Genomic DNA, 18,323 nt, shown 5'->3' on the forward strand with positions numbered 1-18,323 from the left:
GTTCCATTGGAAAGAATATCCAATCTAATGGCAATGAATTAATAAAATATACGAATGAAATTTTTTAATATAGAAAAAAACTCAGAGGGAAAGGCAAGGGCTGGAGAACTAATTACCGACCATGGTAAAGTTCAGACCCCTATTTTTATGCCTGTAGGAACTGTTGCCAGTGTGAAAACGGTTCACCAAAGAGAATTAAAAGAAGACATTAAAGCCCAGATTATTTTAGGGAATACCTATCACTTATATCTTCGCCCGACAATGGATGTCATGCAGGAAGCAGGTGGCTTACATAAATTCATGAACTGGGATCTTCCTATTCTTACAGATTCAGGTGGTTTTCAGGTGTTTTCTCTTTCCGGAAGCAGAAAAATGTCTGAAGAGGGAGTGAAATTCAAATCACATATCGACGGAAGTTATCATCTTTTTACACCAGAAAAGTCTATGGAGATCCAGAGACAGATCGGAGCTGATATTTTTATGGCTTTTGATGAGTGTGTGGCGTATCCTTGTGAATACAATCAAGTGAAAGCTTCTATGGAAATGACACATCGATGGTTGAAAAGATGCATCGATTGGAATGAGAAAAATCCTGAATTATATGGGCACAAACAAAGGTTTTTTCCTATTGTTCAAGGTTCTACCTATTCAGATCTAAGAAAAATATCAGCGGAAGTTATTTCGGAAGCAGGAGCGGAAGGAAATGCAATTGGTGGACTTTCTGTAGGAGAGCCGGAAGAAGAAATGTACAGAATTACAGATGAGGTAACGGATATCCTGCCAAAAGATAAACCAAGATATTTAATGGGAGTGGGTACTCCTTGGAATATTTTAGAATCTATCGGATTGGGAATTGATATGATGGATTGTGTAATGCCGACGAGAAATGCAAGAAATGCAATGCTGTTCACATGGCAGGGTGTAATGAATCTGAAAAATGAAAAATGGAAGAAAGATTTTTCGCCTTTAGATGAGTTTGGGACAAGTTTTGTTGATAAAGAATATTCAAAAGCGTATGTTCGTCATTTGTTTGTTTCTAAAGAATATTTGGGTAAGCAAATCGCATCAATCCATAATTTGGCTTTTTATTTAGATTTGGTGAAAGTTGCGCGAGAACATATTATTGCGGGTGATTTCTACGAATGGAAAAAATCCGTTGATCCTATTCTTAGACAAAGATTATAAAAGAAAGTTATGTTTACAATTATAGATCGGTATATCATCAAAAAATATCTTGGAACTTTTGGTTTCATGCTTATATTATTGTCTATAGTTGTATTGGTCATAGATGTTCAGCAGAAAATCCCGAGGATAGAAAATGCAACGGCTATTGATGCAAAACTCAATCTGACCTATTTTCTTGTTCACTTTTATCCGTTCTGGATTATCAATCTGGTTATGACCTTCTTGTCTATCCTGGTATTTATTTCGGTAATTTACTTTACCTCCAGGATGGCAAATAACACAGAGATTGTTGCTGTGATCAGTAGTGGCGCGAGCTTTCACCGCTTTGCTAAACCTTATTTACTAACCTCACTTTTTATTGCATTTCTGTCCCTGGTTATCAATCATTTTGTATTACCATGGGCAAATATTAAAAAGAATGAGCTGGAGGCATATACTTATAACGCGGCAAATAAAGAAAAAGTTCTGGGAACAGCTCCTGTAACGGCTCAGCTAAGCAGGACGGAATATATTTTTATCAATTCGTGGAATAAAAGGGAACGACGAGGTTCCGGATTTATATTTCAGAAATTCGATAAAAACAGAAAGATGCTTTATGAGCTAAAAGGATCGGACGTGTATTGGGATGTAGCTAAAAAACAATTTGTTTTGAATAATTATTCTGAGAAAATAATTAATAAAAATGATTCCGAGAAGCTTAAAAATGGAGTGGAGTTGAGGAAAAGCTACGGGCATGCTCCTGAAGAACTTTTCCCAAATGAGCTTTTAGGGCAAAATAAGACCACGCCTGAACTTCTAAAATTTATTCAAAGGGAAAAAGAAAAGGGAAACAGTAACCTGAATACCCACTTGAATGAGCTTTATCAAAGGACTTCCATGCCGATTTCCATCGTTATTCTTACTTTTTTAGCGCTTTCACTTTCTTCTCAAAAGAAACGGGGCGGACTTGGAATCAATCTGGCAATTGGGATCTCATTAGCATTTATTTTTGTATTTTCATTTGAAGCTCTAAAGGTGGTGTCTGAAAATAAAAGCATGTCTCCTGCATTAGCCATGTGGTTTCCTAATCTAATCTTTTTTCCTATTGCCTTATATCTGTATCTGAGAAGGGCAAATCAATAGAGAAGTTTGATTTCTTTATGATAAAAGGAACGTAAGCCGTCTTCTAATTCGATCCATATTTCTCCCTTTTCATCGGTGAATTTTATAATGCCATTTTGTCTGTTTTTGTCAATTTCAAAAACCGAAATTTCATCCTTGCGGAATAGATGTTCGTTGAACTTTTTCATTATTTCTTCCTCAGAAGGTATACTTTTAAGTTTTTCAATAAGGAATTCGTGAAAACTTAAAGTGAATTCCTTTAGATCAAATATTTTTCCTGTTAGTGTTAAAAGTGAACCTGCGTTAGATATTTCATCAAATTTTTCCTGAAGAATATTCGTCCCGGCACCAATGATGAAATAGTTTTTTTGATTAATTTTTTTCTTTTCGATTAATATCCCAACAATTTTCTTATTTTTAAGAATAATATCATTTGGCCATTTAATCTTTACATCGCATTCAGTCATATTGGCAAGGAAATCTCTGATGATAATTGCGGTATAATAATTGAACATAAAATCTGAGATCGTGAAATGATCGGTATTCACAGCTAGCGTATACGCTAAGTTTTTTTCAGCTGTTGAAGCCCATGTATTTCCGTATTGGCCACGTCCCTTAGTTTGATTGAAAGTATGTACAGCAATAAAATCTGAATTTTCATAAAGTAAAAACTTAGATATTTCGTCATTAGTAGAAGAGCACTCTTTTAAATAGAACAATTGTGGCATTTATGAAAACTTTAAGAAATGAAAGGGTTAAAAGTAAGGCTAAAGTAAAGAAAAAACAATAAATTTGCAGATTATAGTATTTTTTTAATGAATAAGACAGTAGAAAAGCAAGAATTAATAGATAAAATCGTTGAAGCTATCCAGGATGTAAAAGGAGAAGACATTATGGTCTTTGATCTTTCCAATATTGAAAATTCCGTAGCAGAAACGTTTGTAATATGTAGTGGAAACTCTAATACACAGGTGGCTGCTTTAGCAGGAAGTGTGGAGAAAAAAGTGAGAAATGAACTTCAGGATAGACCTTGGCACGTTGAGGGTACCGAAAATGCAATGTGGGTTTTGGTAGATTATGTTACTGTGGTCGTTCACATATTCCAAAAAGAAGTGCGTGAGTACTATGACATTGAGGAATTGTGGGGTGATGCTAAAATCACCAAAATCGAAAATGAAATTTAATTTTAAAAAGTATAAATGAACAATAAAGGATTTAACTGGTTTTTTCCAATTGCGATCATAGCTCTTTTGTTATTTTTTGGATCCAATTTTTTAGGAGACAATAGTGCAAAAGCTATCGATGAAGATGGTTTCTTCAGAGAAATGCAAACAGGAAAAGTTCAGAATATTATTATATATAAAGACACTGAAAAAGCTGATGTATTTTTGACACAGGCTGCTAAAACAGCAATGGTGAGTAAAACTACCAAAGAAAACAATCCTTTGTCAGCATTCGAAATGGCTCCTAAGGCAGATTACACTGTGAAATATGGAGACCTTCAGCTTTTCCTTCAAAAATTTGATCAGATAAAAGCTGACAATGCAGCTATTAAAACAACCAAAGATTATGGTGCTGGTAAAAATCCTTTTATGGATATTTTATTCTCAGCATTGATCTGGATTGCTATTTTAGGATTATTCTATTTCCTTCTTTTCAGAAAGATGGGTGGAGGCGGAGGCCCTGGAGGTCAGATCTTCTCTATAGGTAAATCCAAAGCAAAGCTTTTTGATGAAAAAGAAAGAATTCAGGTGACATTTAAAGATGTTGCAGGATTGGAAGGAGCGAAAGAAGAAGTACAGGAAGTTGTAGATTTCTTGAAAAACTCTGAAAAATATACAAGATTAGGAGGTAAAATTCCAAAAGGAGTTCTATTAGTAGGGCCTCCGGGAACTGGTAAGACCTTATTAGCTAAAGCTGTTGCTGGAGAAGCAAAGGTTCCTTTCTTTTCACTTTCAGGTTCTGACTTTGTCGAAATGTTTGTAGGTGTAGGAGCTTCGAGAGTAAGAGATCTTTTTGCTCAGGCAAAAGCAAAATCACCTGCGATTATCTTCATCGATGAGATTGATGCAATCGGACGTGCGAGAGGAAAGAATAATTTCTCCGGTGGTAACGATGAAAGAGAAAATACATTAAACCAGCTTCTTACTGAAATGGATGGTTTCGGAACTGACGTTAACGTAATTGTAATGGCTGCGACCAACAGAGCGGATATCCTGGATAAAGCTCTTATGAGAGCCGGACGTTTTGACCGTTCGATCTATGTAGACCTTCCCGAATTACATGAAAGAAGAGATATCTTTGATGTGCATTTGAAGAAGATCAAGCTGGATGACAATGTTGATCGAGATTTCTTGGCAAAACAAACCCCTGGATTCAGTGGTGCAGATATTGCAAATGTTTGTAATGAGGCAGCACTTATCGCAGCGAGAAACAGTCATACCTCTGTAACAAAACAGGATTTCCTTGATGCTGTGGACAGAATCATTGGTGGTCTTGAGAAGAAAAATATGGCGATCAAGCCTTCTGAAAAGAAAAGAGTGGCTTATCATGAAGCTGGTCACGCAACAATTTCATGGTTGGTAGAACATGCTTCCCCACTTTTAAAAGTAACGATTGTTCCAAGAGGACGTTCTTTAGGAGCAGCCTGGTATCTTCCGGAAGAAAGACAGTTGACCACTACAGAGCAGATGCTAGATGAAATGTGTGCTACATTAGGAGGTAGAGCAGCAGAGCAGGTAATATTTAATAATATTTCTACAGGTGCATTATCTGATCTTGAAACGGTAACGAAAAGAGCGCAGGCAATGGTAACGATCTATGGATTAAGTCCAAATATTGGTAATATTTCTTACTATGATAGTTCAGGTCAATCTGAATATAATTTTGGAAAACCATATTCTGAAGAAACTGCAAATAAAATTGATTTAGAGATCAAGTCGATTATTGAAAATCAGTATGTAAGAGCTGTACAGATTCTTACAGAAAATAAAGATAAACTGGATGCTTTAGCGGGTAAACTTTTAGAAAAAGAAGTTATTTTCCGTGAAGATCTTGAGGAAATATTTGGTAAAAGAGCATGGGATCCTGAATTGACAGAGCGACCAGTAACCAATACAATTCCATTAATAAAAGACAAAGAAGAAGAAAGTGAGATTCAGGCTCCTGAGAGTCCTACTCAACTTTAAATTCTTTAAAAAGATAGAAATAAGACCTGGTAATGTCAAAATTGCCAGGTTTTTTCATATTTAAAGCTACATTTTTAGAATCTATTGTAATTTATTTTCTATTTTTGTATAAAGTTGACTAAAAAAACATACGTTGAGTTTATTTAAAAAAATTGTAAGCAAACTAACAAACCAACCTGAGGAGGATGACTCCCAAAGTTTGGAGAAGCTAGGAGATTCGTTGAAAAATGCGGACCTCGATTATAAGTTTGCGCAATTATTTACGCATTCCGGTGGTTTTTTTAATTATTGTGCAGATGAATCGGAGGCTTTACAAACTTTGAATCAAATTATTAAAATAGAAGGAATTCACAATATGTTCTGTTGGGATAAAGAACTGCAGAATTTTTTAAATGTCGTAAAAACTTCAAGTACATCAGAATTGGGACATTCCAATGATGCTGCTTTTATTACCTGTGAATATCTTATTGCCTATGATGGAAGGATCATGTTATCACATAATAATATCCTTCATTATCATTCTTCAAGATTGCCCAACAAAATTATCATTATGGCTAATGTTTCACAGATCGTCAATAACCTTAATGATGCGATGGGTAAGATAAAGAGAAATGGCAATATTAAGAATCTGACTTCTATCAGTGGGAGTCAATCCAAATTAGATACATCTTCTAATTCTAATACAAAACTGTTTTTATTATTGCTTGAAGATTAAGCAATAATTTCTAAATTATACATTTTGGACAAAAATCTTATTCAAAGAACGATTTCGGGGATTGTTTATGTGGCAGTCATTATCCTTTGTGCAACTCCACTTGGCGCACAGCTTATTAATAGCATATCACCAGACCTTGTCAAGCAGCAATACCTTTATTATGGGTTGATAACCTTTTTAATGGTTGTTGGATCATGGGAATGTGTGAAGATTATGAAGTTTGGGAAAGGATATGAAAAATGGGTGGTTCTTCCTGTGATTGCAATTATCTTTTACATGTTTTCAAAAAGATATTTTCACCATGATTTCTTTTTTGATTTTAGGTTGAGTGAAATACTGGCATTGGCCTTAATAGCAATTGCTGTGGTTACTCTATTTAAATATCCGAGTGAATTGTACTACGACAGCGGAAAATTGATTTTTACGGTCATTTATGTCGCTCTGCCATTTAGTTTTGCACTGGGCCTTCCAAAATATTCCAGCTTTAATGATACATTTTCTTTAGAGGTCTTATTTTTATTCATTTTAATCTGGAGCAGCGATACGTTTGCCTATTTAACAGGAAAGTTTTTTGGGAAACATAAAATGGCTCCTAAAATATCACCTAAAAAAACCTGGGAAGGTTATGCAGGCGGTGTTGTCCTGACTTTAGTATTATCTTATTTTATTGAAAAATATCAACATGACCTTCGTGGAAACTGGATGGTTGTCGGTTTTCTGGTTGCTTCCTTTGCTCCTTTAGGGGATTTGGTAGAGAGCCAGCTCAAAAGAAATTTTGGAGTTAAAGATAGTGGAAACATCATTCCGGGGCACGGAGGTGTATTAGATAGACTGGATAGTTTTTTAATCTGCGTTCCTGTCGTATATTTGTACTTTATTTTAGAAAAATTTATTTAAACTCATGAAATTACATAGAGAATCAAAAGGAACGATCACTGTAGCAACAATACTTTTCATTATAATTGGCGCTTTAGCAATTTATTTCCTTAAAATGTGGTCGCTTTTGATCATTATGCCATTACTGGTTGTTTATAGCTTGGTGTTTTGGTTTTTCAGAGTTCCTAACCGTGAAATTCTGGATCACAAAGAGAATGTAATTGCACCGGTGGATGGAAAAGTAGTAATGATCAAGGAAGTGGAAGAAACTGAGTTCCTGAAAGGAAAGGCAATTCAGGTTTCGATCTTTATGTCTCCTCTGAATGTACATATTTGTAGATATCCAGTTTCGGGGGAAGTTATCTATAAAAAATATCATCCTGGAAAATATTTAGTAGCATGGCATGAAAAATCTTCTACAGAAAATGAAAGAACAACAGTTGCTATTGAAAGCTTGACGAATCATAAAGTAGTGTTCAGACAGATCGCAGGATATGTGGCAAGAAGGATTGTTTTTTATTGTAATAATGGAGATCAGGCAAAAGCGGGCCATGAGTTCGGATTTATAAAATTCGGTTCAAGAATGGACGTTTTCTTACCGTTGGATACGGAGATCATCTGTAAAATTGGAGATATTACAAAAGGAGGTCTTGATGTTATAGCGAAAATGAAAGAATAATCAATACTTATTTTAATTTAAAAGGCAGGAGAGAATCGATAAGATTCTCTCCTGCCTTTTTTATAATCATATCCCAGTAAAGTCCTCACTCAATAATATTGCAGGCGAGTATTCTGTCAAGTCCTGGTATAATTAGAATTTATTTGTGTATTTAGTAATGAGTTTTACTACTCATGAGTGAAATTATGTATCTATTATAGAGGTTTTTGGCTTATCTGCATGATATTTTTGCTTTTCAAAATTCAGTAGTGAAATGATGAATAAATTAAAGGATATACATATTGGCAAACTCATACATGACAGAGCAAACAATCTCCAAATTCCAATACAGAGAATTACCAAGTTTTTAAACTGCAAAGAAAATGATGTTGAAAACATGTATGAACAAAAAAGTATGGATACGTTTCTTTTGTTAAGGTGGAGCAAGTTGCTGGAGTATGATTTTTTTAGAATATACACCGGGCATTTAATTCTTTATGCGCCGCCTTCAAAACCGGACAAATCTCCAGCGACAAAAAAAGATGATGATCTCCTGTTTAGAAAAAACATTTATACCGATCAACTGAAGACTTTTATACTTGAAAAAATAAATACAAAAGTAATGACCCCTCAGGAGGTCATTTCAACATATAAGATACCAAAAACAACTCTTTATAAATGGCTTAGAAAATAAGATAGATGATGGGGCCAAACTATAAAAAAATCTATAGCGATATTGTCAGAGAAAAATTTCCGGAAATGGTAAATGACCGGTTTCTCAAAGAAAAAATCAGATCCATTAGGACGGCAATGGATATTATTGATGTTAATGAACTTATTTTTAGAGAAGTAAAAAATAGTACAAAATCCGAAAATCAAAAACTTCGTTCTTATGATAAAGATTCTATTCTGAAAGTTATTGAATTTCAAAGAAAAAATCAGCTCAGTAATGTCCAGACTGGAATGCATTTCAATATCAGCAGGAGGACCATCGGAAAATGGAATCGAATTTTCAAATCTAAATGATAAATTTATTTTCGAAAATTGAAGGTTAAAATTATGCGTAGTTTTAATAAAGGATTGTTGTTTTTTTTACTAAATGATGTAAAATATAGCTTAGGATAAATTAAATATTGATTTGGCCTATATTTTTGATAATTTTTCATGTTTTTTATTGGGAAAACATCATTTACTTTGGCACTTGTTTAGATGGGCATTGGTTTATGATTATGAAGTTTTTTGTATATGTCAAGTAGTATATTTTCTAAGGTAATGGATAACCAATTGACGACCAATAATGATTTTAATCCTTATTATGTGGAACTTATTCATCGTTGCTTTTTATTCCTTTTTTCCCTGTTCTTTTTTTATTCCCTGTTTTACCTATTCTTTTTGGGAGACACCGTAGTTTCTATTATTTTCGTCTTTCTTACTCTTTTTTTTGCGTCTTTAATGAATTTTAGAAAGACCATAAGCCGATCTCATAGAATTTTAAAACCTTTAGCTATTGTCGTATTTGTCCTCCTTACATTTATAATCGATTTTTTTTATGTGTATACATGGAAAAGCACTGGGGTCGAATATTTCTATTTTTCCCTGTTATTTGCAGTGCCTTTTTATTTTAGATATAGAGAGGATTATTATTTTATTTTGGGTCTGGTAATTTTTATTGTTTTTAGTTTTGTAGGCTGCCAATATTTCGAGATAAGTTTTTTACCTAAAAGCCGGTTTATAAAGAGTTCTGATTTTGAATTATTACGGTCAATCAATATCATTTTTACCCTCATCATTTGTTTGATGGAAATGAAATTTTTATATCGTAAAGACAGACTGATCTATGGGTTGATAAACGATCAAAAAGCTAAAGATTGTACTATAGAGGATCTTGTAAAAGTGAATAATGACTTGATGAAAAACAAAATCAATGACTTAACTGAAGAAGATATTGCAGAAATTTTAGCCCTTGCTGAAAGTGGTTCTTCTGTTTTTCTCGAAAAATTCCACGCTCATTTTCCTGATTTTATTCCAAATGTTTTAAGCATTAATTCATCACTTATTGCCTCTGAGCTCAATATTTGTGCTTTGATGAGATTGAATTTTGATACAAAAAAGATTGCTTTATGTACGAATAGCAGTGTCCGGGCCATTGAAAGTAGAAAGTACAGAATACGTAAAAAGCTGGATATTCCCTCTGATATGAATATCAATTATTTTATATTTAAAGTATAGCGTGGAGATTAGATAATAAAGTAAGCAGATGTTTGTGGTGACCGTATATTTTCCAATTTAATCGATATGCCAGATTTCAGGATATTCCATTTGCTAAAATATCGATGTAGAAATCTGCATATTTTTTTGTTTGGCAAAAGGCTAGCCTTTAATGTGTTTTTTCACCTCATTAATGAGGTTTAAAATTAAATCGACAGGTAAATCCTCTTCCATGTCGATTAAGAGTATTTTAAACTTTTTTCTGCCCTCCTGAAGTAATTCGGGAGCATTAATTCGATCTCCGTGATAAAAACTGATATAATGCTTTTTATATTTTTTGCTGTAATAAATATAACAGAGCATTTTCTTTTTATACTTAAAAAACGGAAGACCAAAACTTAATGTTTCGGTAATGTATTCTGTATCAGATTTTAAGATCTTTTCCCTTAAAAACAAAAGAGTACTTCTGTCAGGTTCTTTAATTCTGTAGAAGTACTCTTGTATAGGATTCATTTTAAAAATTAATTTAAAAAGATTTAATCAAAATTTTGAAGCTCAACGAGTTTGTGATAAACCCCTCTCTTTGCAATCAGATCATGGTGGCTTCCTTGCTCCACGATATCGCCTTTTTCCATAACGACGATCCAGTCTGCTTTTTGTATCGTTGAAAGTCTATGGGCGATAACCAATGACGTTCTGTTTTCCATCATTTTCTCAAGAGCATCCTGTACAAATTTTTCAGATTCTGTATCCAAAGCTGAAGTAGCTTCGTCAAGGATCATAATAGGTGGGTTTTTAAGGACTGCTCTAGCGATCGAAACCCTTTGTTTCTGCCCTCCGGATAATTTACCGCCATCGTCTCCGATATTGGTGTCATACCCATTTGGGAGTTGATTGATAAAAGTGTCTGCATTAGCTACTTTAGCCGCTGCAATCACTTCCTCTTTGGTGGCTTCCGGCTTACCCATTAGGATATTATTGTAAACAGAATCATTAAATAATACAGATTCCTGAGTTACCATACCTAGCAGTTTTCTATATTCCTGTAGTTTTAAATGCTTAATGTCAACATTATCGATCAGGATTTCTCCTTCAGAAACATCATAGAAACGTGCAAGGAGATTGGCAATTGTTGTCTTTCCACTTCCACTTTGTCCAACCAAAGCAACCGTTTTTCCTTTTGGAATTGTTAAATTAAAATTTTTGAGAATCAAATTATCTTTGTCATAATAAAACCCAATGTCTTTAAAGTGGATATTATTTTGAAGGGTAGATATTGAAACAGGAGCAGCCACTTCTTCAATTTTAACATCTGCATCCAGGATTTCCAATACTCTTTTTAGAGAAGCTTCTCCTTTCTGAACGTTAGAAATAGAGGTTGACAAACTTTTTGCAGGGGGCAATATCTGGAAGAACATTCCTAAGAATACCAGGAAGTCTGCCGGTGAAATACTTTGTTCGACAATAATTTGCTTTCCACCGTACCATGCAATGATCAAAAAAGTAATTGAACCTAGAAATTCGCTCATAGGCGATGCGAGTTCTTTTTTTCTTCCTAAACTTATGGAACTGGAAATCCATTTGCTCATAGATTGCATGAATCTATTATCCATTATTTTCTCTGCATTAAAGATCTTAATAACCTTTGAGGATTTCAGGGTCTCATCTACAATAGAAAATATGTTTCCCATTTCGTGCTGGGCTTCATGAGAATCTTTTTTAAGGCTTTTTCCTACCAAAGCGATCATAGTTCCCATTACAGGCAGAACAAGTAATGAAAAGAGTGTCATTTCCGGGCTTAAAAAGAATAATGTCACTAAAGTACTTATCAACATAAATGGTGAGTTGATCAAATCGATCAAGCTACCCAAAATATTTCCTTCAACTTCCCCTACGTCATTTGACATGCGGGACATCAGATCTCCTTTTCTGCTTTCGGTAAAAAATGAAACAGGTAAAGAAAGTATTTTTCGGTACATCGCTCCACGAAGGTCCTTGGTGACACCTACCCGGTAATTAATTAAAAGAAAAGACCCAAAATAACGGAAAGCATTTCTCAAAAGAAACATAAAGGCAGTTATTATACATAGCCATGCAAGTACTTTCAGAGAACCGTACTCGGTAACCATGCTTTGTACAAAATAATTTGAATAATCTTTTATGTAGGAAAAGAAATCAAGCACCTCTCCAGAATAAACAGGTGCAGATTCATATTTCTCTGGTTTTATAGTACCGAAAAGCATTCCCAAAACCGGCAAAATAGTCCCTAAGGAAGCAATCTGAAAAACAGAATACATCAGGTTGAAGAATAAACTTCCATAAATGTATTTCTGATGTGGTCTTGCGAATTTTAATATTTTTTTATATTCGTTCATCAATAAAAAATTGGAAAGGCAAAATTAGGTAATTTTAAAAGAGTAGACGTTCTTAATTGAATTTTACTTTATCATTATACTTGGGAGCAAAATTAGTAGGGTTTAATTTTTCTAATGTTTTTCCAAGATTATTGATGATTTGAGTAAGGTTATTGAAATCTACAACGGATACGTCATCGCTTTCGTTATGGTAATGCGTTGCTTTCGTCATGTCAACTGTAGAAAAGGAATGAGCAATAATTTTCTTCTTTACAAAACTTACATTATCTGATCTGTAGAATAGCTGCTGTGAAGCGTAAGGATCGGGATGTACTTTTAAACCATTAACTGCATTTTGATTGAATAGCTCATCAAGGTCAGAAAATTCATCTCCAGTCATAAAAAGCGCATTTTTCCCAAATTGAGATTCTGTAGCAACCATTTCAAAATTGAAAAGAGCAGATAAATTATTATAGATAGGATCTAAATTCTTATCCTTTGAAATAGCTATTGAGCCCAACATTCCTTTTTCTTCCCCATTAAAAGCGATAAATGCCATTGAAAATTCTGGCGTTTTATTTTTGAAATAATCTGCAATTCCAACAAGGGTAGTAATTCCGCTTGCATCATCGTCGGCACCATTGTAGATATTGTCACCACTTTTTTTGCTTGTTCCGATGTGATCGAAATGTCCCGAAAAACCTAAGTATTTATCGGTTTTTCCTTTTTTAATCCCACAAACGTTATACACTGTCTTCCCCTTATATTCAAATGGAACGAGATAAGAGTTTCCTGTACAGTATTCTAAATTATTTTCTTTAAAAAGTTTAGCTATATAATTGGCTGCATTGTCATTTTCAGGGGTTCCTATTTCACGACCCTTCATTTCATCTGATGCTAATGTAGAAAGAACAGTATTGATTGTACTGGTTGGAACCTCCTGAGCAAAAGTAATTATTGAGAATAACGAGAAAGTAAGATAAGCTAGTTTTTTCATTGTGACTATTTATATTGATATATGTCGCGTAATTATCGGAAATGTTGCACTCATTATTAAAAAAGATTTAAAAGAGTGAGGCCTACAATTAAATTACACCTGTTCATGGTGGTTTTAAAATAAAAAACAGCTCCAAAAGAAGCTGTTCTTACTCAAAAAATCGTTGTAAGGTTATCGAAGTCTGTCCACAGATTTTACGAGCCTCTCATCTTTACGGATAAAGATGTTTGAAATAAACAAACATATTATCGCGATTAATGGGAAAACAGGCTCAATACCCTTCTCAGGAATTTGGATTCCTCCGGGTAAGTTTAGTAACCAGTAAATCAATACACCAATCAACAAAGCGTTTATAATGATGCTGATCTTATTCAGCAAAATTTGTCTTTTTCTATTTTTAAAACTGAATACACTCAGTAATCCAACTAAAACAAGCACACTAGATGCAATATCTATAACAGGAATATTACCAAAAACCACCACATCCTGTCCTGTGATGAAAAGAAAAACAGCAGCTAAAACTGCCAGAAAAATCCATATGGTCTGTATTCTTTGTAGCATCGAATATTAAATTCTGGGCAAAAGTAGCATAAATTTTGCACAATTCAAAAATAAGTGTAGATTTGCATTATACAATGTACTTGAAAACAAAAGTCACCGGACTTACTTTTCTTACTCACAATTAATTACATTTTTACATACATATGTTTAACATTGAAACGTTAAGGTCAAAATCCGTAACGGAATTGACTAAAATCTTAAAGGATTTAGGCGTTAAAGTTGCAAGAAATAGCACTGAAAATGATAAAATTTTTGCTGTTCTTGATTTTCAAGCTTCTAACCCTAAAGTTACAAAAGATTATTTCAACACCACAGAAAGCAGTATGAATACTGAAGACAAAGAGGTGGAGAAAGAAATTAAAGCCCCTGCCAAGAAAGCTGCTCCCAAGAGAACGGTAAAACCTAAAACGGAGGTAAAGGCTCCAACTGAGACAATAGAAAACGCTGAAGAGAAAATAGAAGAAAAAGAAATTGTCGCTGAAACTCCAAGGCAGGAAGAAGTTACAGCTTCAGCAACAGAAGAAAATCTTACTTCGCAACAAGCACAAGCAAAGAAAAAAAGAAAAAGAGTTCTCCCAAATCCTAATACGACTGAAGCTTCTGCTCAGGAAAGAACGGAAGTTCAAAAAAATACTGAGACTCAGAAATCTGCTTCAACAGAAGAAAAGCCAGGTAATTCTCCAGGTCAGGCAAGACCTCAAAAAGGCCATAATCATCCACAAAACGGTGGAAATTCTCATAAAAATCAGAACCCCAATCAAAATCAGAATTCAAACCAGGGTAATAACCAAAACCAAGGTCAGAATCAAAACCAGGGGCATAATCAGAACCAAAATCAAAACAGACATTCTGATAAACAGGAAGAACATCACGAGTCTAAAAAAGAATTCCATTTTGATGGGATGGTAAGTATAGAAGGTGTATTAGAAATTCTTCCGGATAACTACGGTTTTTTACGTTCGTCAGATTTTAGCTACATTTCTTCTCCGGATGATGTGTATGTATCTACTGCTCAAATCAGAAATTTTGGATTAAAGACTGGAGATACTGTAAAAGGTATCGTAAGACTTCCGAAAGAAGGCGAAAAATACTTTTCGTTATTAAAACCTACAGAAGTTAATGGACGTGATTTAGCATTTATCAAGGATAGAGTAGCTTTTGAATATCTGACGCCGCTTTTCCCTGAAGAAAAATTTAATCTTACAGGAAGCAATTCAACTATTTCTACAAGGATTGTAGATCTTTTTGCACCTATTGGAAAAGGACAAAGAGCAATGATTGTTGCACAGCCTAAAACAGGTAAAACAATGTTGCTTAAAGATATCGCCAATTCTATTGCAGCCAACCACCCGGAAGTTTATATGATGGTTCTTCTTATCGACGAACGTCCTGAGGAGGTGACTGATATGGAAAGAAGTGTAAATGCAGAAGTAATTGCTTCTACATTTGATGAAGCCGCAGAGAAACATGTGAAAGTTGCAAATCTTGTTTTAGCAAAAGCTCAGAGAATGGTGGAATGCGGACATGATGTGGTTATTTTATTAGACTCCATTACTAGACTGGCAAGAGCCTATAATACTGTGACACCAGCTTCAGGAAAAGTTCTTTCAGGAGGTGTAGATGCTAATGCTTTACATAAACCGAAAAGATTCTTTGGAGCAGCAAGAAAAATTGAAGGCGGAGGTTCTTTAACAATTATTGCGACAGCTCTTATCGATACAGGTTCTAAAATGGATGAAGTTATCTTTGAAGAATTTAAAGGAACCGGTAACATGGAGCTTCAATTGGACAGAAAAATTGCCAATAGAAGGATTTATCCGGCTATCGATCTTGTTTCTTCCAGCACGAGAAGAGATGACTTACTTCTTGATGAAGTAACTTCTCAGAGAATGTGGATCTTCAGAAAATACCTTTCTGAAATGAATCCTGTGGAAGCTATGGAATTTGTAAATAAAAACATCAAAGGAACTCTTAATAATGAAGAATTCCTGATGTCTATGAATAGATAGATTAATTTAATATTGTTAAGTAAAAAGCACAGATTGAAAAACTGTGCTTTTTATGTTTAAACAGAGCTTTTGAATCTAATCTGTCAATGTTAAAGATTTATTAAAATAATCCGCTATTTTTGATAATCGATCAATTAATGGCTAACTTTGGAATATAACATTAAAAAATAAAATTATGTCATTTGAATTACCAAAACTAGGATATGCGTATGATGCATTAGAGCCTACTATTGATGCAAAAACAATGGAAATTCACTATACAAAGCACCACCAGGCTTATATAGATAATTTAAATAAAGCAATTGAAGAGACTGACCTAGCTGGAAAGACGATTGAAGAGATCTGCAAGACTGGTACAGATAAACCTGCAGTAAGAAATAACGGTGGAGGACATTTTAACCACTCTTTATTCTGGGAAATTCTAACTCCTGGAGGAAGTAACGAGCCTGTTGGAAATGTAAAATCAGCAATCGAAAATTATGGGGGTCTTGAGAAATTTAAAACTGATTTTTCTGACGCTGCTAAAACAAGATTCGGTTCTGGATGGGCTTGGTTGGTAAAAAATGCAGATGGTTCTGTTTCTGTATCTTCTACTCCAAATCAGGATAATCCATTAATGCCTGTAGCAGATGTTAAAGGAACTCCGGTATTAGGATTAGATGTTTGGGAGCATGCTTATTATTTAAACTACCAAAACAGGAGACCTGACTATGTTGCAGCATTCTTTAGCGTAGTAAACTGGGATAAAGTAGAAGAATTATTCAATAAATAATTTTTTAACTTCGATAAATAAAAAGGGTTCAGAAATTTCTGAACCCTTTTTATTTTATTGTCTCGTAACATCGCTGCCACTTAAACCATTCATTCTTAATCCATATTTCCAGTTTACATACGCAAAAACCTGATAGAGCTTATATTCAAACTTTAATCCATAATTTTCTTTCGGATCATAGCTGATAGACGATTCAATCACATTTCGGTATTTTCCAGAACTGAAATAAGAATTCCATTCATTGACCAGGAGTATATTTCTTGATTTTAAATAAGATTCTGAATATTGATTCATCGGTTTGGCAACAGCATTTAAAAAATAATCATATTGGGTATCTATCACAGTAATGTCCCATTCTCCATCATCATTTTTTGAAGGTTTTATTTCAGACTTTTCTTTATCTGTCTTAGTATTGCTTTGTGATGAGCAGCTAAAAGGAAGAAAGAATATCAGTAAAATTAAAATCAGATTTTTCATGCTAATAAAGTTACGTAAAAAAGTATTTGGTACTAGGGTTCTTTTTGGAGAACTACAAATGCCGGAAAGTGATCACTATACCCTCCGGTAAACTGATCACCATTCCAGGACCTGAACGGATACCCCTTATAGTTTCCTTCTTTATTGACCAGATAAGCAGGGGCATAAATTTCAGCTTTATAAACAGAATAGTCTTTGGTTACTTGCTCAGAGATCAGGTTTTTAGAGACTATGATCTGATCGAATAAATTCGGAGCATCCTGATATGCCAGAGAAGCAACTCCTTTTTTATACAAAGGATACATCAGGTTTAGATAAGGTACACTTTCATTGAGATCCCTGGGATTCCCGACAGCCTTTAAATGATTCTTTAAGCTTGTACTGACGGGATCATCATTAAAGTCTCCCATTGCAAAAAGTTTTGTAGTAGAATCCATCGCTCTTACACTATCCATTTGCTGCTTCAAAAGAGCAGCTGCAGCATTTCTTTTAGGTAATGAAATTGCTTCTCCTCCTCTTCGGGAAGGCCAGTGATTCATAAAAAAAGCTACTTTTTCGTTATCTAAGAATCCTGTTACGATCAGGATATCCCTTGTATATTCTCTCTTTCCATTTTCATTAAAGATTTTTAATTCTTTTTTTAAAGAATTGGTCACGGTGAATCTTCTTTTCTGATAGATGAGGGCGACATCAATTCCTCTATAATCGTAGGAGTTGTAATGAATGATTCCATAATCATATTTAGCCAATGCAGGTTCTTTAATAAGATCCTGTATTATCTGTCTGTTTTCAACTTCAATAAGTCCGACAACGGCAGGAGCTGTTTTGGTATATTGTGAGCCTAGTTCGGAAATTACCTTTGCTTCATTGGCCAGTTTGGTTTTATAAACCTTGGTGTTGTAATTTTTGGGGCTTTTGGGAGTGAATTCTCCGGATCCGCTTTGATATCTTACTACCTTTTTCCCTTTTAATAATCCATCACTCCATTGTCCATCATATTTTTCTGCTTCCAAAAATTTAATGGAATCAATGGGTATACTTCTATGGAATGCAGGATTGCTGATAGCTTTGGTTCCGTCAATATAATCCGCAGATTGAATAGTGTCCCACAGGTTTTCAACATTTAAAAAACCGATTGTAGCTACTTTTCTTATTTTCCCTTGCTGTGCAAAAGTTAGTGCTGAAAAAAGAAAAGTAAAAAAGAGTATACGTTTTTTCATCT

At 34.3% G+C, this 18,323-nt stretch carries 19 protein-coding genes; 12 read left to right on the forward strand and 7 right to left on the reverse strand.

Annotated elements, in window-relative coordinates; all coding sequences use genetic code 11:
- Positions 1 to 54 precede the first annotated feature (54 nt).
- Positions 55 to 1,185, forward strand: a complete 1,131-nt coding sequence (gene tgt, locus CEY12_RS15750) for a tRNA guanosine(34) transglycosylase Tgt (RefSeq protein ID WP_089028594.1) — start codon at positions 55 to 57, stop codon at positions 1,183 to 1,185.
- A 9-nt stretch (positions 1,186 to 1,194) separates the two neighbouring features.
- The gene (locus CEY12_RS15755) at positions 1,195 to 2,307 is read left to right on the forward strand and encodes an LptF/LptG family permease (RefSeq protein WP_089028595.1); all 1,113 of its coding nucleotides are present in this window, start codon (positions 1,195 to 1,197) and stop codon (positions 2,305 to 2,307) included.
- Here CEY12_RS15755 and CEY12_RS15760 read toward each other — a convergent pair.
- Entirely contained in the window at positions 2,301 to 3,014 is a 714-nt protein-coding gene (locus CEY12_RS15760) for a biotin--[acetyl-CoA-carboxylase] ligase (RefSeq protein ID WP_089028596.1), read from the reverse strand. The two genes, CEY12_RS15755 and CEY12_RS15760, sit on opposite strands and share 7 nt — an antisense overlap.
- A gap of 87 nt (positions 3,015 to 3,101) precedes the next feature.
- On the opposite strand from CEY12_RS15760, the gene rsfS reads away from it, so the two are divergent.
- The 8 genes from rsfS (at position 3,102) to CEY12_RS22665 (ending at position 9,952) form a co-directional block, all read left to right on the forward strand.
- The gene (rsfS, locus tag CEY12_RS15765; protein WP_089028597.1) at positions 3,102 to 3,470 is read left to right on the forward strand and encodes a ribosome silencing factor; all 369 of its coding nucleotides are present in this window, start codon (positions 3,102 to 3,104) and stop codon (positions 3,468 to 3,470) included.
- A 15-nt stretch (positions 3,471 to 3,485) separates the two neighbouring features.
- Positions 3,486 to 5,474, forward strand: a complete 1,989-nt coding sequence (ftsH, locus tag CEY12_RS15770; RefSeq protein ID WP_089028598.1) for an ATP-dependent zinc metalloprotease FtsH — start codon at positions 3,486 to 3,488, stop codon at positions 5,472 to 5,474.
- 133 nt (positions 5,475 to 5,607) lie between these two features.
- Positions 5,608 to 6,189: an LUD domain-containing protein gene (locus CEY12_RS15775; protein ID WP_089028599.1), complete on the forward strand. Its 582-nt coding sequence runs from the start codon at positions 5,608 to 5,610 to the stop codon at positions 6,187 to 6,189.
- 24 nt (positions 6,190 to 6,213) lie between these two features.
- Positions 6,214 to 7,086 carry a phosphatidate cytidylyltransferase gene (locus CEY12_RS15780; protein WP_089028600.1) on the forward strand — a complete coding sequence of 291 codons (873 nt, stop codon included), beginning with the start codon at positions 6,214 to 6,216 and terminating at the stop codon, positions 7,084 to 7,086.
- 4 nt (positions 7,087 to 7,090) lie between these two features.
- Positions 7,091 to 7,744, forward strand: coding sequence for a phosphatidylserine decarboxylase family protein (locus tag CEY12_RS15785; RefSeq protein WP_089028601.1), 654 nt, complete (start codon positions 7,091 to 7,093; stop codon positions 7,742 to 7,744).
- Positions 7,745 to 7,997: 253 nt separating this feature from the next.
- Positions 7,998 to 8,417 (forward strand): transposase, encoded by a 420-nt coding sequence (locus tag CEY12_RS15790; protein ID WP_317043928.1) that lies wholly within the window; start codon positions 7,998 to 8,000, stop codon positions 8,415 to 8,417.
- A 5-nt stretch (positions 8,418 to 8,422) separates the two neighbouring features.
- The gene (locus CEY12_RS15795) at positions 8,423 to 8,749 is read left to right on the forward strand and encodes a helix-turn-helix domain-containing protein (protein ID WP_228409710.1); all 327 of its coding nucleotides are present in this window, start codon (positions 8,423 to 8,425) and stop codon (positions 8,747 to 8,749) included.
- A gap of 777 nt (positions 8,750 to 9,526) precedes the next feature.
- The gene (locus CEY12_RS22665; RefSeq protein WP_228409711.1) at positions 9,527 to 9,952 is read left to right on the forward strand and encodes a helix-turn-helix transcriptional regulator; all 426 of its coding nucleotides are present in this window, start codon (positions 9,527 to 9,529) and stop codon (positions 9,950 to 9,952) included.
- A 141-nt stretch (positions 9,953 to 10,093) separates the two neighbouring features.
- On the opposite strand, the gene CEY12_RS15805 is transcribed toward CEY12_RS22665, so the two are convergent.
- The 4 genes from CEY12_RS15805 to CEY12_RS15820 all read right to left on the reverse strand — a co-directional run bounded on the left by CEY12_RS15805 (position 10,094) and on the right by CEY12_RS15820 (position 13,843).
- Positions 10,094 to 10,444: a DUF1801 domain-containing protein gene (locus CEY12_RS15805; protein ID WP_089028604.1), complete on the reverse strand. Its 351-nt coding sequence runs from the start codon at positions 10,442 to 10,444 to the stop codon at positions 10,094 to 10,096.
- A gap of 23 nt (positions 10,445 to 10,467) precedes the next feature.
- Positions 10,468 to 12,306 (reverse strand): ABC transporter ATP-binding protein, encoded by a 1,839-nt coding sequence (locus CEY12_RS15810; RefSeq protein ID WP_089028605.1) that lies wholly within the window; start codon positions 12,304 to 12,306, stop codon positions 10,468 to 10,470.
- A 52-nt stretch (positions 12,307 to 12,358) separates the two neighbouring features.
- On the reverse strand, positions 12,359 to 13,282 hold the full coding sequence (locus tag CEY12_RS15815; RefSeq protein WP_089028606.1) for a M28 family peptidase: 924 nt from the start codon (positions 13,280 to 13,282) through the stop codon (positions 12,359 to 12,361).
- 171 nt (positions 13,283 to 13,453) lie between these two features.
- Positions 13,454 to 13,843, reverse strand: a complete 390-nt coding sequence (locus CEY12_RS15820) for a DUF4293 family protein (RefSeq protein WP_089028607.1) — start codon at positions 13,841 to 13,843, stop codon at positions 13,454 to 13,456.
- A gap of 143 nt (positions 13,844 to 13,986) precedes the next feature.
- On the opposite strand from CEY12_RS15820, the gene rho reads away from it, so the two are divergent.
- Both rho and CEY12_RS15830 read left to right on the forward strand, forming a co-directional pair.
- Positions 13,987 to 15,852, forward strand: coding sequence for a transcription termination factor Rho (rho, locus tag CEY12_RS15825; RefSeq protein ID WP_089028608.1), 1,866 nt, complete (start codon positions 13,987 to 13,989; stop codon positions 15,850 to 15,852).
- Between the two features lie 175 nt (positions 15,853 to 16,027).
- Positions 16,028 to 16,624, forward strand: coding sequence for a superoxide dismutase (locus CEY12_RS15830; protein WP_089028609.1), 597 nt, complete (start codon positions 16,028 to 16,030; stop codon positions 16,622 to 16,624).
- A gap of 54 nt (positions 16,625 to 16,678) precedes the next feature.
- Here the strand turns inward: CEY12_RS15830 and CEY12_RS15835 are convergent, their stop codons facing one another.
- Both CEY12_RS15835 and CEY12_RS15840 read right to left on the reverse strand, forming a co-directional pair.
- Entirely contained in the window at positions 16,679 to 17,101 is a 423-nt protein-coding gene (locus CEY12_RS15835) for a DUF6146 family protein (RefSeq protein ID WP_089028610.1), read from the reverse strand.
- 32 nt (positions 17,102 to 17,133) lie between these two features.
- Positions 17,134 to 18,321, reverse strand: coding sequence for an endonuclease (locus CEY12_RS15840; RefSeq protein ID WP_089028611.1), 1,188 nt, complete (start codon positions 18,319 to 18,321; stop codon positions 17,134 to 17,136).
- Positions 18,322 to 18,323: the final 2 nt, after the last annotated feature.

It is taken from the genome of Chryseobacterium sp. T16E-39, from assembly GCF_002216065.1.
In the GTDB taxonomy this organism is placed as follows: Bacteria; Bacteroidota; Bacteroidia; order Flavobacteriales; family Weeksellaceae; genus Chryseobacterium.

Bases quoted from the DNA above. Each gene is read 5' to 3' on its own strand.
- CEY12_RS15755 (WP_089028595.1), top strand. From the start codon at position 1,195: ATGTTTACAATTATAGATCGGTATATCATCAAAAAATATCTTGGAACT.
- ftsH (WP_089028598.1), top strand. From the start codon at position 3,486: ATGAACAATAAAGGATTTAACTGGTTTTTTCCAATTGCGATCATAGCT.
- CEY12_RS15805 (WP_089028604.1), bottom strand. From the start codon at position 10,444: ATGAATCCTATACAAGAGTACTTCTACAGAATTAAAGAACCTGACAGA.
- CEY12_RS15830 (WP_089028609.1), top strand. From the start codon at position 16,028: ATGTCATTTGAATTACCAAAACTAGGATATGCGTATGATGCATTAGAG.
- CEY12_RS15810 (WP_089028605.1), bottom strand. From the start codon at position 12,306: ATGAACGAATATAAAAAAATATTAAAATTCGCAAGACCACATCAGAAA.
- CEY12_RS15815 (WP_089028606.1), bottom strand. From the start codon at position 13,282: ATGAAAAAACTAGCTTATCTTACTTTCTCGTTATTCTCAATAATTACT.
- CEY12_RS22665 (WP_228409711.1), top strand. From the start codon at position 9,527: ATGAAATTTTTATATCGTAAAGACAGACTGATCTATGGGTTGATAAAC.
- rsfS (WP_089028597.1), top strand. From the start codon at position 3,102: ATGAATAAGACAGTAGAAAAGCAAGAATTAATAGATAAAATCGTTGAA.
- CEY12_RS15840 (WP_089028611.1), bottom strand. From the start codon at position 18,321: ATGAAAAAACGTATACTCTTTTTTACTTTTCTTTTTTCAGCACTAACT.
- rho (WP_089028608.1), top strand. From the start codon at position 13,987: ATGTTTAACATTGAAACGTTAAGGTCAAAATCCGTAACGGAATTGACT.
- CEY12_RS15820 (WP_089028607.1), bottom strand. From the start codon at position 13,843: ATGCTACAAAGAATACAGACCATATGGATTTTTCTGGCAGTTTTAGCT.
- tgt (WP_089028594.1), top strand. From the start codon at position 55: ATGAAATTTTTTAATATAGAAAAAAACTCAGAGGGAAAGGCAAGGGCT.
- CEY12_RS15760 (WP_089028596.1), bottom strand. From the start codon at position 3,014: ATGCCACAATTGTTCTATTTAAAAGAGTGCTCTTCTACTAATGACGAA.
- CEY12_RS15795 (WP_228409710.1), top strand. From the start codon at position 8,423: ATGATGGGGCCAAACTATAAAAAAATCTATAGCGATATTGTCAGAGAA.
- CEY12_RS15790 (WP_317043928.1), top strand. From the start codon at position 7,998: ATGATGAATAAATTAAAGGATATACATATTGGCAAACTCATACATGAC.
- CEY12_RS15785 (WP_089028601.1), top strand. From the start codon at position 7,091: ATGAAATTACATAGAGAATCAAAAGGAACGATCACTGTAGCAACAATA.
- CEY12_RS15835 (WP_089028610.1), bottom strand. From the start codon at position 17,101: ATGAAAAATCTGATTTTAATTTTACTGATATTCTTTCTTCCTTTTAGC.